12 protein-coding genes are annotated in these 15406 nt (G+C 63.5%); 1 reads left to right on the top strand and 11 read right to left on the bottom strand.

Annotated features, from left to right (window positions below):
- Positions 1-67: 67 nt before the first annotated feature.
- The 11 genes from atpB to IMZ29_RS11770 form a co-directional block, all read right to left on the bottom strand.
- On the bottom strand, positions 68-931 hold the full coding sequence (gene atpB / locus IMZ29_RS11720; protein WP_216183935.1) for a F0F1 ATP synthase subunit A: 864 nt from the start codon (positions 929-931) through the stop codon (positions 68-70).
- 75 nt (positions 932-1006) lie between these two features.
- Entirely contained in the window at positions 1007-1474 is a 468-nt protein-coding gene (locus IMZ29_RS11725) for an ATP synthase subunit I (protein WP_216183937.1), read from the bottom strand.
- Between the two features lie 203 nt (positions 1475-1677).
- Positions 1678-2808, bottom strand: coding sequence for an alpha-hydroxy-acid oxidizing protein (locus tag IMZ29_RS11730; protein WP_216183939.1), 1131 nt, complete (start codon positions 2806-2808; stop codon positions 1678-1680).
- Between the two features lie 120 nt (positions 2809-2928).
- Entirely contained in the window at positions 2929-3864 is a 936-nt protein-coding gene (locus IMZ29_RS11735) for a LysR substrate-binding domain-containing protein (RefSeq protein ID WP_216183941.1), read from the bottom strand.
- Between the two features lie 151 nt (positions 3865-4015).
- Complete coding sequence (locus IMZ29_RS11740) at positions 4016-4510, bottom strand: MarR family winged helix-turn-helix transcriptional regulator (protein WP_216183943.1); 495 nt, start codon at positions 4508-4510, stop codon at positions 4016-4018.
- Between the two features lie 83 nt (positions 4511-4593).
- Complete coding sequence (locus IMZ29_RS11745; protein WP_216183945.1) at positions 4594-6009, bottom strand: FAD-binding oxidoreductase; 1416 nt, start codon at positions 6007-6009, stop codon at positions 4594-4596.
- A 30-nt stretch (positions 6010-6039) separates the two neighbouring features.
- Positions 6040-7008 carry a ParB/RepB/Spo0J family partition protein gene (locus IMZ29_RS11750; RefSeq protein WP_216183947.1) on the bottom strand — a complete coding sequence of 323 codons (969 nt, stop codon included), beginning with the start codon at positions 7006-7008 and terminating at the stop codon, positions 6040-6042.
- 36 nt (positions 7009-7044) lie between these two features.
- Complete coding sequence (locus tag IMZ29_RS11755; protein WP_216183949.1) at positions 7045-7830, bottom strand: ParA family protein; 786 nt, start codon at positions 7828-7830, stop codon at positions 7045-7047.
- Positions 7831-7869: 39 nt separating this feature from the next.
- The gene (rsmG, locus tag IMZ29_RS11760; RefSeq protein WP_216183951.1) at positions 7870-8535 is read right to left on the bottom strand and encodes a 16S rRNA (guanine(527)-N(7))-methyltransferase RsmG; all 666 of its coding nucleotides are present in this window, start codon (positions 8533-8535) and stop codon (positions 7870-7872) included.
- A complete protein-coding gene (mnmG, locus tag IMZ29_RS11765; protein WP_216183953.1) occupies positions 8532-10457 on the bottom strand; it encodes a tRNA uridine-5-carboxymethylaminomethyl(34) synthesis enzyme MnmG in 1926 nt (641 codons plus the stop codon). The genes rsmG and mnmG overlap by 4 nt, the downstream gene beginning before the upstream one ends.
- Before the next feature lie 1821 nt (positions 10458-12278).
- The gene (locus IMZ29_RS11770; RefSeq protein WP_216183955.1) at positions 12279-13040 is read right to left on the bottom strand and encodes a GntR family transcriptional regulator; all 762 of its coding nucleotides are present in this window, start codon (positions 13038-13040) and stop codon (positions 12279-12281) included.
- 289 nt (positions 13041-13329) lie between these two features.
- Here IMZ29_RS11770 and IMZ29_RS11775 point away from each other — a divergent pair, with 289 nt between their 5' ends.
- Positions 13330-14505, top strand: a complete 1176-nt coding sequence (locus tag IMZ29_RS11775; protein ID WP_216183957.1) for a methionine aminotransferase — start codon at positions 13330-13332, stop codon at positions 14503-14505.
- The last annotated feature ends 901 nt before the right edge of the window (positions 14506-15406 follow it).

Consider the following 15406-nt stretch of genomic DNA (forward strand, 5'->3'; position numbering starts at 1 on the left):
GCCCGTCCGCCCGTCGGGGCGCCGCCCCGCCGGGTAACGGCGAACGGGCCGGGCCGGATTGCACCATCTAGTGCCCTTCGTGTGCCTGACCGATGTACACGAGGGTGAGCATCATGAAGATGAACCCTTGCAGCAACACGATCATCACGTGGAAGATGGCCCAGATGGAACCCGCCAGCAGGTGCCCGAAACCGAATGCCAGGCTGGAGGCGTTGAAGCCCGTCCAGCCAGCGCCCAAGAGCGCGATCAGCATGAAAATGAGTTCGCCGGCGAACATGTTGCCAAACAACCGCATGCCCAGCGAGACCGTCTTGGCGAGGTACTCGATGACATTCAGGAGGAAGTTGGCAGGTGCCAGCACGACGGCGCCGATGCCATGGGCATGGAACGGCGCGGTAAAGAGTTCCTTCACGAAACCGCCCGGGCTCTTGATCTTGGCGCCGTAGTACAGCGACAGCAGGAGCACACCGAGGGCCATGCCCAGGGGCACGTTCAGATCAGCCGTGGGAAGGATGCGATGGTACGGAATCAGCGCTTCGAGGCCGGTCCATGCCAGGATGCGGGGGATCAGATCGACCGGCACCAGATCGAGTGCGTTCATCAGCACGATCCAGAGGAACACGGTCAGCGCGAGCGGCGAGACGAAACGACGCGATGCCTCGTTCGGAACGATGCTCTTGGACTGCTCTTCGACCATCTCCACGAGCAGTTCGACACCGGCCTGGAAGCGGCCCGGCACACCGGAGGTGACCTTGCGTGCGGCGCGCCAGAGCACGAAGCACACAATCACGCCCATCAGGATCGACCAGAAGAGCGAGTCGTAGTTGACGATGCCAAAGTGTGCAATGTCTTGCTGGGGGTGCCCGGTGTTGTTGAAGTGCCCCAGATGGTGCACAACATATTCGGACGCGTTGGGTGCAGCACTAGCCATCGGTGTGAACCTTTGCAGGAGCCCGCCGCCGCGTCGAGCCCGCGCGGCTGGCGCAGGACACGGCATCAGGGATGTTTATGAATCTTTGAACAGCAGCAAACCGTATTGGCTCTTGAGGGCAACCACCAGACCGATGAAGACCGCGGGCCAGACAAGCACGTCCTGACCGAGTTTCGCCGCCAGCCCCAGCAGTACGCCGGTGGAGCCGAGCTTGATGAACTCACCCAGGAAGAACGTGGCCGACGACGTCCCCTTTGGCCGGAAGATGCCGAACAACAACCGCAACGCAAACAGAACATTCGGAATCGAACAGGCCGCCGCCCCCACCAGTGCCGAAACACCGGCCATGGGGCCCGACACCATCCACGCGAGGAGCGCCACGACCACCGTCACCGCCAGCTGCACGAGGATCGAACGCGCCAGCATTCTGGCGGAATGTCGATCGAACTCGGCGAGCTGCTCGGGCGTGGGCGCCGTGGCTGGTACGTCGCGCGCATCGCTCTCGTCAGCGTCGTCGTCCCAAGCGTTGTATGGCACCTGCATCCTTTGCACGTAGCGGTAAAAAGCGCGCCCCTTCGGTGCCAACCGATGGGATCTGGGGGATAACCCCCGTCAATGAACGCTTAAAACCGGTTTTCTGTAGGCGTCAAACTTTTCGAGTATAGCTTGAATTGTGCAGGTGCCGCAATTCGTTACCGCACTTGTGTGGAGCGCAGGCGTATCCAGAAGACCACAGTTGAGCACCGTTATGGTGCAATAAGGGCCGAATTGACGTCAGCGATGTCGGCCAGACCGCTCAGCGCCATGACGCGGTCGACCTCCTCGCGCAGCATGGCGAGCGCGCGTGCCGCCCCCGCCTGCCCTGCTGCCGCCACGCCGTACTGCACGGCACGGCCCACGAGCACCGCGTCCGCGCCCAGCGCCCGCGCCTTGACGATGTCCACGCCCCGCCGCACGCCGCCATCGATCAGCACCGGTCGGCCCTGCGCCACGGCCACCACCTCGGGCAGCACGTCGAGCGCGCTCACCGCACCATCGAGTTGCCGCCCGCCGTGGTTGGACAGGATGACACCGTCCACGCCCAGGGCGAAGGCGTCGCGCGCATCGTCCGGATGGAGCACGCCCTTCACGAGCAGCCGGTGTGGCCAGCGCTCGCGCAGACGCGCCAAGGCCGTCCAGTCGTAGCTCGCATCCATCTGCCGCTTGAGCAGGGCGGCCTGGGAATCTGCATCCGTGGCATCCACGCTTGCCAGGTTCGCCAGCTGCGGGGCGCCATGCCGCAGCATCTGCAGGGCCCAGGCAGGATGGCGCGCCACGTCCAGCGCCGTGCGCGGCGTGATGCGAAACGGCTGGGAGAACCCGTTGCGCAGGTCACGCTCGCGGTAGCCGCTCACCGGCACGTCGATGGTCAGCACCAGCGTGCGGTAGCCGGCAGCGAGCGCACGATCGACCAAGCCGTCCGCGAGCGCACGGCTGATCACATAGAGCTGGAACCAGAGATTGCCGCCCGCCTCTCGGGCGACATCCTCGAGCGTTGCGCTCGAGGCCGTCGAGAGAATGTAGGGCACCCCCGCCTCAGCCGCTGCCTTGGCAACGAGGACGTCGGCGCGTGGCCAGAAGACGCCGGCCAGGCCGACAGGCGCGACGGCCATTGGGGAGCGCCAAGTCTCACCCAGCAGCTCCACGGACTGTTGGCGTTGCGCGGTGTCCTTCAAGAGGCGCGGGCGCAACCGGATGGCTTCAAAGGCCGCCCGGTTGGCACGCAGCGTGACCTCGTCCTCCGCACCGCCATCCAGATACTCGAAGACCATGCGTGGCAGTCGGCGGCGCGCGCGCTCACGCAGATCGGCAATGTTGGCAAGAGGTGTGGACAACATGGCAGCACCGTCAGAAAGAATTCATCACGAGCCGCACGGCGAGCATCGCCGGCGAGCGAGCCTGGCGCATCGCGCTGCGCCCGGCGCAGCACTATGCCCGATGCACGGCCGATGCCGCCATCACTGTTTCGGCAAACCTGGCTTCGCGTCTGGTGCAGGCGGTGCCTGCACCAGGCTTTGCACGAGCGCCGCAGCCGAGCGCGGCAGATCCTGCGCTGGGCCGTGACACACCACGAAGCGGCGTGCCGCCCAGGCCTCCCTGACAGGCACATGCGCGAACTCGGCATCGGCAGCGATGCGCTCGGCCACGCCGCTGGGCACCAGCCCTACCCCCATGCCGGCACGAATCATGGACAGCATGGTGTCAAAGCTGCGGGTACGCACGCGCAGGCGCAGCGGCGCGCCATGCTGCGCGGCCTCACGCTCGATCAGGGCGGCCAGCGCCGTGCCTTCGGCGAGCGCGACGAACTCGTAGGGCAGCAATGCGGCGAAGTCGACCTCCGCGCGCTTGGCGAGCGCATGTCCGGCCGGTACGACGAGCACGAGCCGGTCATGGCGGTAAGCGTGAACGACGAAGCCTGGCGGCGGCGCGAGGCTCTCCTCGTGGATGCCGATGTCCACCGTGCCTTGCACGAGTGCCTTCACGACGTCCAGGCTGCTCATCTCGTGCAGATCGATATCGACGTAGGGGTGCGCATCCCGATGGCGCATCAGATCCTCTGGCAGGAACTGCAGTGCCGCGGAGGTGCAGGCTGCCACGCGCACCGTACCCTTGTCGCCATGAGCAAAGGCCGCTGCCTCGCTGTGCATGCGCTCCACAGCCTGCATGAGCCCGCGCGCGTGCGTGAGCAGGCTTCGCCCGGCCGGCGTCAGAACCATGCCGTGCGGACGACGATCAAACAGCGCGAGACCGAATTGTGCCTCCAAATCGGCAATGCGCCGCGACGCTGCCGTCACGGCGACGCACTGCTGCTCTGCGGCGCGCGTGATGCTGCCGTGCTCGACGGTGGCAATGAAGAGCCGGACACTCGTGAGATCGAACCGGAGGCTGGACAAAGATCGGATCAATTCCGAGAACTCCCGCGGGCGTGCAATCGACCAGACAGCATCGCTATGAATGTAGGACCAATAAATGCACCAACCTTATAGAGAATCATCAATAAAGTCAGCATATTTTCGAATGCGCATTCTTTAATTGACCCTACATTCATGGCGATGACGGCGGCAATACGCTCGCGATGCGCTGCAGTATCTGCAGGAATCGCTCGCGATCCTCCGGCTCGATGCAGCGGGCCAGTTCGCGTTCATGCTCGGCCGCGCAACGTTCAAGGCTGGACCAGGCTTGCTGCCCGTGGGAGGACAACGTCAGCCCGTAACGCCGACGATCCGCGTCGGAACGCTCGCGCAATACGAAATCTCGTCGCACCAGATCCTCCAGAATGGGGGTCAGGCTGGATTTGTCCCGGCCCATGGCCTTGCCAAGCGCGGTCTGGGTGATGCCAGGATTCTGGCCGATGAGAACGATGGCGGCGAAATGGCCCGCACGGATGTCGACCTGCCCCACGCGCTGCTTGAAGGCGGCAAAAGAGGCCTCCTGGGCGCGCCGCAAGTGAAAGCCCACCGCGTGCTCGAACCAGCCTAGCCGGACGTCAGCCGGCTCGGCCGCAGGTGGCGGCTCGCGATCAGGGGTTGGCGATGACACGATGATCTCCTGACACCGTCTGGCTCAGGTCAGGACCCATGCCAGCCAGGCCGGCATGGCCACACGCGCTGAGCAGCAGTGAATCATGCATCCCAGGCAACGATCTTGCCGGGGTTCAGGATGTTGTTCGGATCGAGCGCGCGCTTGAGCTGGCGCATCACGGCCACGCCTTCGTCACCGTGCTCCTGGGCCATGAATTGCATCTTGTGAAGTCCGACGCCATGCTCGCCCGTGCAGGTGCCATCCATGGCGAGTGCACGTTCGACGATACGGCGATTGAAGGCTTCCGCCTCTTCGTACTCGGCCACGCTGTCCGGATCGAGCAGCATCTGCACGTGGAAGTTGCCGTCACCCACATGACCCACGATGATGGTGGGAAAGCTCACATGCGCGAGATCGGCCGTCGTCTCGCCGATGCAGTCGGCCAGACGCGAGATGGGCACGCACACATCCGTGCTGCTGGCCTTGCAGCCGGGCCGCAACTGCAGACCGGAGAAGTAGGCATTGTGCCGAGCGGCCCACAGCCGCGAGCGATCCTCAGGCTTGTCGGCCCAGGCGAAATCCTGCCCACCGTGCTCGGCCGTGATCTCCTGGACGAGTTCGGCCTGTTCCTTCACGCCCGCGGGCGATCCATGGAACTCGAACAGCAGCATGGGGGACTCGCGTAGGCCAAGCTTGCTGTAGAGATTGACGGCCTTGACCGCATTGGCGTCCATGAGCTCCACGCGGGCGACAGGCACGCCGAGCTGGATGATCTGGATGACTGAACGTACGGCATCGTCCACGGTGGCGAATGCGCACACGGCGGCGGAGACGGCCTCCGGTTGCGGATACAGTCGAAGCGTCGCCTCGGTGATGATCCCCAGCGTGCCTTCGCTGCCGACATACAGGCGGGTCAGGTCGTACCCTGCGGAGGACTTGCGGGCGCGCCGGGCCGTGCGAACGATGCTGCCATCCGCCGCCACCACCGTGAGGTTGACGACGTTCTCGCGCATCGTGCCGTAGCGCACGGCGTTGGTGCCGGACGCCCGGGTGGCGCACATGCCGCCCAGGCTCGCATCCGCGCCCGGATCGATCGGGAAGAATAGCCCCGTGTCCCGGATCTCTTCGTTCAGCCGCTTGCGCGTCACGCCCGCCTGGACCGTCACCGTCAGGTCGTCCGGGTGCACCGCCACAATCCGATCCATCCGGGACAGATCGACGACGACGCCACCGTGGATGGCGAGGAAATTGCCTTCCAGGGAGGACCCTGCCCCGTAGGCGATCAGCGGTACACGATGGGCATTGCACAACGCGGCCACCGCTGACACCTCCTCGGTGCTCTCGGGGAACACCACGGCGTCGGGCGGCATCGTCGCATACGGCGATTCGTCCTTGCCGTGGTGCTCACGCACCGCCACCGACTGCGAGAATCGCTCACCGAAGCGGGCCGACAGGGCATCGAGCAAGGCGGCCGGCACATCACGTGGAACGGCCTGCAGATCGTGGATGGCATTCATGGCATGTTCCTATCGGCCGTGGCGGCCCGATCAGTTGTTCTCCAGCACGTCGCCCAGGCCCTGGCGCTCCAGAAGCGAGGACAGATGCTCCCAGCCGTGGAAATCGATGACGATCTGGCCTCTTTCCTTGGCGCCGAGCTTGAAGGTCACCTTGGTGCCGAGCATGTCGGACAGGGCCTCCTCCAGGCGCGTCACGTCGCGGCTCGCGCCCTTGCCGGGCTTGGCACGTTCCGTCTGTTCGCGTTGGGCCGCCGCGACGAGCTTTTCCGTCTCGCGCACCGACAGACGACGCGCCACGACGACGTTCGCCAACTGGATCTGCATGGCGGCGTCCAGCGCCAGCAGCGCGCGCGCATGCCCCATGTCGATGTCACCTGCGAGCAGCATGGTCTGCACGGGTTGCGCCAGGTTGAGCAGACGCAGCAGGTTGCTCGTGGCAGAGCGTGAACGGCCGATGGCCTGGGCCGCCTGCTCGTGCGTGAGGCCGAATTCGTCCAGAAGCCGCTGCACGCCCTGCGCTTCTTCCAGAGGGTTCAGATCCTCGCGCTGGATGTTCTCGATGAGCGCCATGACGGCGGCATGCTCGTCATCCACCTCGCGTACCAGGACGGGCACCGCCGCCAGGCCGGCGATCTTGGCGGCCCGGAACCGGCGTTCACCCGCGATGATCTCGTAGCGCTGCGCGGCCTTGCCGGTGGGCGGGGCGAGCGGGCGCACAAGGATGGGCTGCATGAGCCCCTGCGCACGAATCGAGTCGGCAAGCTCGTTGAGGGCGCCCTCGTCCATGCGCGTGCGCGGCTGATACTTGCCGGCTTCCAGCACGGTGACGGGAAGCGTGGCCGGCGGCGTATCGGCCGCAGTGGCAACCGGCTCGGTCACAGCCTTGGCAGGCGCCGCCGCCTTGCGCGACGGGCGCTCGAGCGCCTCCAGGGCGGGACCGTCGCCACCGAGCAGTGCGTCCAAGCCGCGACCGAGTCCTTTGGGTTTCTTGGCAACCATGCGTGCTGTCCTGATGAATTGAGCGTAAGCGGAGGCTTACCACTTCTTGATGCGAGCGATCATTTCCTTGCCGAAGTCCATGTAGGCCTTCGCACCGCGCGAGGATTTGTCGTAGAGCACACCGGGAATGCCGTGGCTGGGCGCCTCGGCCAGGCGAACGTTGCGCGGCACGATCGTGCGGAACACCTTGTCGCCGAAGTGCGATTCGAGCTGCGCAGACACCTGTTGCTGCAGCGTCATGCGCGGATCGAACATCACCCGCAGCAAGCCGATCAACCGCAGTTCCGGGTTGATGTTGGCGTGCACCCGCTTGACGGTGTTGACCAGGTCCGACAGCCCTTCGAGCGCAAAGTACTCGCACTGCATCGGGATCACCACGCCGTGCGCTGCGGTCAGACCGTTCAGGGTCAGCATGGACAAGGTTGGTGGGCAGTCGACGAGGATGAAGTCGTAGTCACCGGCCACCTCGGAGATTGCCTGCTTCAGCTGAGATTCTCGGGCCTGCATCTGCACGAGATCAATCTCGGCGCCGGAGAGCTCGCGATTGGCGGGCAGCACGTCATAGCCGGATTCGACGGCCACTGCCGCATCGCGGATCTGCGCCTCGCCGATCAGCACTTCATAGACAGTCTTTTCAAGCGTGCGCTTGTCGATACCGCTGCCCATCGTGGCGTTGCCCTGCGGATCCAGATCCACGAGCAACACCCGCTTGCCCAGCACGGCGAGCGCAGCGGCGAGATTGACCGCCGTGGTCGTCTTGCCCACGCCGCCCTTCTGGTTGGCAATGCAGAAAATCCGGGCGGGAGCGCGTTTTGAGGCCATGTGACAGATCCGAGAAGGCGAGTGAGGAAATCAGCGCGGTCAACCGCGCCCGAACAACAAGAGGCAACGCTGGGCATCCAAGCCCGGCACGGCCAGCGGCAGGGTGTGCTGCAATTGCCAACCACTGGCAGTGCCGAGTTCCGCAAGCTCGGCATCCGGTGCTCGACCTTTCATGGCAGCGAGCGTACCACCGTCGCGCACATGCCGGCCGGCGAGTGTCGCAAAATCCGCCAGACTGGCGAACGCACGCGAGATCACCACGTCGCACTGCGCGGGCACCATCGTTTCCACGCGGGCGTGCGTTGCGCGCAGATTGGGCAGTCGAAGCACGCCTGCGACCTGCCGCACGAACGACGTCTTCTTCTCCACGGCATCGACGCAGCAGATCTCCCAACCGGACTGCATGATGGCCAGCACCACGCCGGGAAGACCGCCGCCCGAACCGACATCCATGACCGTGGCAGGGCCCTCACCCAGCTGCTCGCGCAGCGCGGGCAGCACCATGAGACAATCGAGCACATGCTGTACGCGCATGGCCTCGACATCGCGAATGGCTGTGAGGTTGTAGGTGCGATTCCAGCGCAGCATCTGCGCCAGGTATTCCGTCAATGCGTCGGCTTGTACCGCGGTGAGGGGCACTCCGCCGCGTTGAGCGTCCGTGGCGAGGCGAGCAGCCAGCGCGCTGCGGTCCAGTTGATCGTTCACGCGGACAGTGCCCCCGCTGCGCGAGCGCCGTACTGCAGGCGCTTCAGGTGGACCAGCAGAAGCGAAATGGCCGCGGGGGTGACACCGGAGATGCGGGCCGCCTGGCCGACGGTCTCTGGACGGTTCTGCTTGAGCTTGGCGCGCACTTCGAAGGACAACCCTCGGACGGCGTCGTAATCCACGTCTTCCGGAATGGCCTGCGATTCGTGGGCAGCCTGCTTCTCGACCTCACCACGTTGGCGTTCGATGTAGCCGGCGTACTTCACCTGGATCTCGACCTGCTCGGCCAGTTCGCCCGCGGGCAGGCCAGGACCGGCCACCAGCGCCCCTTCCGCATCGCGAGCCGCCATGAGGGCGGCATAGTCGACGTCTGGGCGGCGCAGCAGGTCGACCAGGTTGTACTCGCGCTCGATCGGCTTGCCCAGCAGCGGCTCGGCCTGCGCTGGCGGCAGCGTCTTGGGATTCACCCAGATGCTGCGCAGCCGCTCGATTTCACGGGAAACACCGTCTCGTTTGCGATTGAAGGCGTCCCAACGCGTGTCGTCGACCAGACCCAGCGCCCTGCCCTGTTCGGTCAGTCGCATGTCCGCATTGTCTTCCCGCAGGCTGAGGCGGTACTCGGCGCGCGAGGTGAACATGCGATACGGCTCGGACACCCCGCGTGTGACCAGGTCGTCCACGAGGACACCCAGGTAGGCCTCGTCGCGGCGGGGCACCCACGCTTCCTCGCCACGGGACGACCGGGCTGCGTTGATCCCTGCCAACAAGCCCTGCGCCGCAGCTTCTTCGTACCCCGTCGTACCGTTGATCTGACCCGCGAAGAACAAGCCGGCAATGGCGCGCGTCTCCAGGGACCGCTTCAGACCGCGCGGATCGAAGTAGTCGTATTCAATGGCGTAGCCAGGCCGAAGGATGTGGGCGTTCTCCAATCCTGGCAGGGAATGGATGAGATCCAGTTGAACGTCGAAAGGCAGGCTCGTCGACACACCATTCGGATAGATCTCGTGCGTATCCAGCCCTTCAGGCTCCAGGAACACCTGATGCGAGGACTTGTCTGCGAATCGATGAATCTTGTCTTCGATGGACGGACAGTAGCGCGGACCCACCCCTTCAATCACGCCGGTGTACATCGGCGAACGGTCAAGACCCCCACGAATGATGTCGTGGGTACGCGCGTTGGTATGCGTAATCCAGCAAGGCACTTGCCGGGGGTGCATGGTTGCACTCCCCAGGTATGAAAAGACCGGCACCGGATTCAGGTCACCGGGTTGCTCCTCGGTCTTGGAAAAGTCGATCGTTCGGCCATCGATGCGTGGCGGCGTACCCGTCTTAAGGCGACCCTGCGGCAATTTGAGTTCACGCAGCCTCTGGCCCAAAGTGATGGCTGGAGGATCGCCCGCTCGGCCTCCGGCGTGATTCGACAGTCCCACGTGAATCAAGCCGTTGAGGAACGTGCCCGCCGTCAGAACGACCGCCTTGGCACGAAAGCGAAGCCCCAACTGGGTCACGGCGCCGACAACGCGGTCGCCTTCAACCATGAGGTCGTCGACGGCCTGCTGGAACAACAGCAGATTGGGCTGGTTCTCCAGGCGATGGCGAATCGCACGTCGGTACAGCACGCGGTCCGCCTGCGCACGGGTGGCGCGAACCGCCGGCCCCTTCGAACTGTTCAGAACCCGAAACTGAATGCCCGCCTCATCCGTGGCCAGCGCCATGGCGCCACCCAAAGCGTCAATCTCCCGTACCAGGTGGCCCTTGCCAATGCCGCCAATCGACGGGTTGCACGACATCTGCCCGAGGGTCTCGATGCTGTGCGACAACAACAGGGTCTGGGCGCCAGACCGGGCTGCAGCCAGCGCGGCCTCGGTACCGGCGTGCCCGCCCCCTACGACGATGACGTCAAATTCCTTCGGATAGTCCATGGTGGATTCACTTGCGTCCGCGGACGCGCTGGATCATGTTCACGTGAAACACCCGAACGGGTGCCGGAAACGAATGTGCTCCAGCTCTATCAGCCGCCACGGCTTGCCTAAGCATGGTGGGGAGCACACGGGATGATGTCGTTGAGATCAACCTGACATTTTACCGGACGAGACGCGATCTGTCCCCTTCTCTCGATGGCGCACCACGCCTTAAGACGCATGGTGAAGGGCCTTCAAAACCCAGCATCAAGCGCAATCGGGCAAGCAGCTACTCGGCCGATCTGAAGGCTGGAACAGTAATGTCTCGTACCGATGGCAATGGGTCGATAGAACAGAACCACCTGTCCGCGAATACTGTTCCACGTGAAACATCACGGGCGATTCCACACCAGGGTGCCTGGATGAACCCGCGATGGAACCGCTCAGCTGACCCGTTAGTTAGGGAGAATGATGAGTGTTCGGCTGGAAAATTCGTCACTGGATGGGTACTGGCGCGGTGAAATAGGGACAACGCTTTCACAGCGCCTGCACGATGGCGATTATGACAGCGCGACGCTGCGGCACATACCCAACGGACAGAGGAAGACACAGCTCAGTCAATCCGCGTTCACTTAAATGTCGGCGCGAACACCACTGTTTCACGTGGAACATCCTGACTATCGTGCTCGTGCTTTGCGGTAATGCAATGCCCAGACAACTCACCCAAGTCAAAGCTGGCGCTGGGTCTAAGCGCGTGCAAAGCTAATAGCGTCAAGCGAGACACATGCCGTAGTGCCCCACTCGCGATCGGTTAGCTGAGATAAAGCATGCTTGTTTCACGTGGAACATCCGTCTACAGCAGTGCATGGCCCGGTCCCGCAGCTGTGTCACGTCACACTTGGGCTCAAAAGCAGATTGCCGTTGCCAACAACAGCGTCTATCTCGTGCACCACGCACATTCTGCGGTGGACACCAAACGACAGCGCATGGCCAACTACGGATCATGGCCTGAGGGCGCCTCTTCGCTGCGACGATCGCGTCGCCAGCGCCATTGCTCGTGGCAGATTCGCGGGGCAATACCCCGCAAACTAAATAACCTCCGACCGCGCGATCATCACGCATAACAGCCCACGGCGCCGGTGCTGGCCGATACAGGTGCTGAGTTCACCGCGCGCCGTCTGGTACAGGCCCATCCGCGGCGGTCGGATCCCGGTTGAGTGTCGCGCCGTGTTTTGGAGCGAGGACCCCCATCCACTGCAGTGCTACGAGACGCTTGCCGATCGCAGGGTTAGTCCTACACCAGCGTTAACTTAGTATGCCGCGACGATGCTGGTTGCGGTAGGTGACGCAAGAATAGGTATTTTGACGGCAAGAACCCGGCATTTCCCTTTGACGCACCGCTTTCCAGCCAAACACACGACCAGATCGTAAAGCGGGCACAAGAAATCCACCCGAGATCCTGTCGAGCGTTGACTCATGACATCGGAGGGCTTAATGCCGCGCTCAACCCTGCCATGACTGCTAAGTCGATTTCTAGGCAAACTTTCACAGAAACCATCAATTCGATAGACCGATAGCCAATAACTATAATAGACACATTATATTACGTACCAGGCCATTTTCAAACCCGGTTTTTCGCCGTTTTGATGATTTTCTAGGCAATTTCTGAGCCGTCGGCATCATCAGCACCCTCTATCCGGCGGGTGGAGGCTCTCCAGGGGCCCGATTAGCTCCACACGCCAGGCGCCAGAACGTACAGTTGTCCAGACAAACCGACAAATAAAAAACCGGCCTTTCGGCCGGTTTGTCAGGTCAATGGCACAAAAGGCCCGTACTCCTGAATCACACCTCTTCAGCGCCGCCCCACCCGGAGCGCAAACGCACCGTGAATCCGCGGCGTCCCGGCGCACTGTAGGTGTCCGTGACCATGACGATACGGCTGTCCTCCAGCGCGTAGCGCCGCACCGTGCGCAATGCAGGTGAACCGGCAGCAACGTTCAATTGCGTGGCAGCTTCTTCCGGCATGGCAGCAACGTCCGATTGCTGGACGACTTCCGTCACCGGCTGGCTGGCAGCCTTCTCGATGGCATGAAAGGCAGCGCCTGCATGCTTGTCGAGCAGGCCGGCCGCGCGTTGCAGCGCGGGCACGACATAGATCCGGCTGAAGGACAGGGGCGCACCCGAGGCACCGCGACGGCGGCGAGTGGCGCGTACCGCTTCCACATGGTGCCAGCGCTCGCCCGTCGGGCAGGCCAGCAGCTGGGCCAGCGCCGCATCGGCACTCACCGTGCCGGACTTCAGAACGCGCAGCTCGGTGTCGCCCAAGTCCGGGAACAGCTCATCAAGCGAGCCGATGGATTGCACGAAATTGGGCGTGGCCTCGCGCGTCTGCACCAGGGTGCCCATGCCGGCGCGACGGGACACGAGGCCCATGTCGACGAGCACACGCATCGCGGTGCGCATCGTGTTTCGTGACACGCCGAAGCGGTCGGCGAGCTCGAGTTCAGGCGGCAGCAGGCTGCCAACCGGATAGGTCTCGTTGGCGATGTCGCGGATCAGGTCGTCGGCGACGATGGCGTATTGGGGTTTGCTTCGGGTAGACACGGAATGGGGCTGGCAGAAAGGATGAAAAACCCCGCATTCTGCATGATGCTGGGGCTGAATGGGTAACGACGCGTTTCCCCGGCAGGGAACGAGCCGACAAAGGCCGGTCTGGTCGACGTGGCGATTCGACCGGCACCCAGGCTCTCGGGTTCCCTGCCACATCGTCGGACTGGGGACGCGAGGCTCGGCCCAAGCACGAGATTTGGACCGTCATATTGCCTGTACGCCGGGCTCGCTGCAACGAACGATCCAGTATCGTGGCGATTTTCCACCTAGCCGGATCGCAGTCATGTTCGCCTCCAAACTTCCCGAGGTCGGTACCACCATTTTCACCCAGATGAGCCAGCTCGCCCTTGAGCATGGTGCCGTGAACCTGGGACAAGGCTTTCCCGACTTCCTGCCCGATGCCGAACTCATGCAGCGCGTGGCCGAAGCCATGGCGCAGGGCCACAACCAATATGCGCCGATGGCCGGTGTCCCCGCGCTGCGTCAGGCGATCGCGGCGAAGATGACCGCCCTCTACGCTCGCTCGTACGACCCGGACACCGAGGTCACCGTGACGAGCGGGGCCACGCAGGCGCTGATGGCAGCCATCCTTGCCTGCGCAGGCGCAGGCGACGAGGTCGTCATCCTCGAGCCGGCCTACGATGCCTACGTGCCAGCGATCCAGCTGGCAGGGGCGACGCCGGTGCGCGTGCCCATGCTCGAGCCGGACGCCACGTTTGCCGGCTATCGACCCGACTGGAGTCGCGTGCAGGCGGCAGTCACGGACCGCACACGCGCCATCATCGTGAACTTTCCGCACAACCCGACCGGCGCCATCCTCGCCGAGAGCGACCTCGATGCCCTCGAGGACATCGTGCGGGATCGCCCCATCGTGCTGATCTCCGACGAGGTGTACGAACACATCGTCTTCGACGGCAAGCGCCATCTGTCGCTGGCGAGCCGCCCTGCCCTGGCGGACAGGACGTTCGTGATCTCATCGGCCGGCAAGACCCTGCACACGACCGGCTGGAAGATCGGCTGGTGCTGCGCGCCTGCAGCGCTCAGCAGTGAACTGCGCAAGGTGCACCAGTTCATGGTGTTCTCCGTCTCCACCCCCATGCAGCACGCCATTGCCGCGCACATGGCCGATCCCCACGCCCACGACGGTCTGGCGGCCTTCTACCAGGAGCGCAGGGACTACTTGGTGCGTGGCCTTGCTCAGACAGCACTCACGCCGCTGCCGTGTCCTGGCACCTTTTTCCTGCTGGCCAACTACCAGCGCCTGTCAGCAGCGCCGCAGGACGAGTTCGTCCGCTGGCTGACTGTCCAGCACGGCGTGACGGCGATCCCCGTCAGCGCCTTCTACGGCGCCAGCAGCGGCGCTGAGCTCGAGCAGCCACGCATCGTGCGGCTGTGCTTTGCCAAGCAGCGCGAGACCTTGGACGAGGCGGTACGCCGTCTCGAGGCCATCCGGATCTGAGGCTGCCCCCGGGTTTTCCTGCCCGAGCCCCGGGCAGGGTTGTTCTGTGTATTCTTTTTTATATTCACGGCAATCAAACAATAAGAGCCTGTGGATAAATCGCATAACCGCATCTTTTCCTGTCGATTCATCAGCTTGGCCGCGCTTTTTTCCGGGGGCAAGCTGTGCGCGGTGACGGGACGACGATGAACAACTTTCGGGTTTTCTGTCGTTGAGCCGACTTATCCAGAATCGCCACACACCTTATCCCCAGATCCGCGAGGGATAACTGCGGTCAGGCAACCTGTGCGCGGCAGCATCCTGGATCGCCAGAAGCCCGTAGAAGCGATTTTCGGTCTTTTGACGGTCCGAGCCCGTTCCGCCCCTGAAAGCCGCCTGTGCAGCCTGCTGGACGTCTTGGCGGGCATGCTTTACACCTGATTTCCCCACCGCCTTCGTCCGATCGTGCGCGGTTGGCGTTCACCACCGCCAGGTTGGATGACGTCATCCGGTCGTCGCAAACACAGTTGTCCACGTCGGCTCGACATCGAGGCAGTGCACAAGTCGCTTGTGCGCATGCGTCACGCTCGTCCATCTCCCGTTGCTGCCTCGAATCGCATGTGCTCGGGCGTCCAGCGGCATGCTGGGCATGTACGTCCCTCCGTTTTTTCGTTGCTGACGGGGTTTGTCCCGCAGGGACTGGGGACAACCGGGATGGTGCGGACACGTTGCACACGCGTGAGGCTGCGCTTCCGGGGTTTGTTATCAATGTTTATGAATAGACGGCGATAACTACACAAGTGGCTGTGGATAACTGCATAACCCAAAAAAATTTCGAAAATACAGTGACTTAGCCTGAGAAACGCCGTCTGATAAACCCGGGGTGATCTGCCGAACAATGTTGAACAACTTCGCTGACGGA

This window comes from Verticiella alkaliphila, assembly GCF_018904615.1.
Classification (GTDB): Bacteria; Pseudomonadota; Gammaproteobacteria; order Burkholderiales; family Burkholderiaceae_B; genus Verticiella; species Verticiella alkaliphila.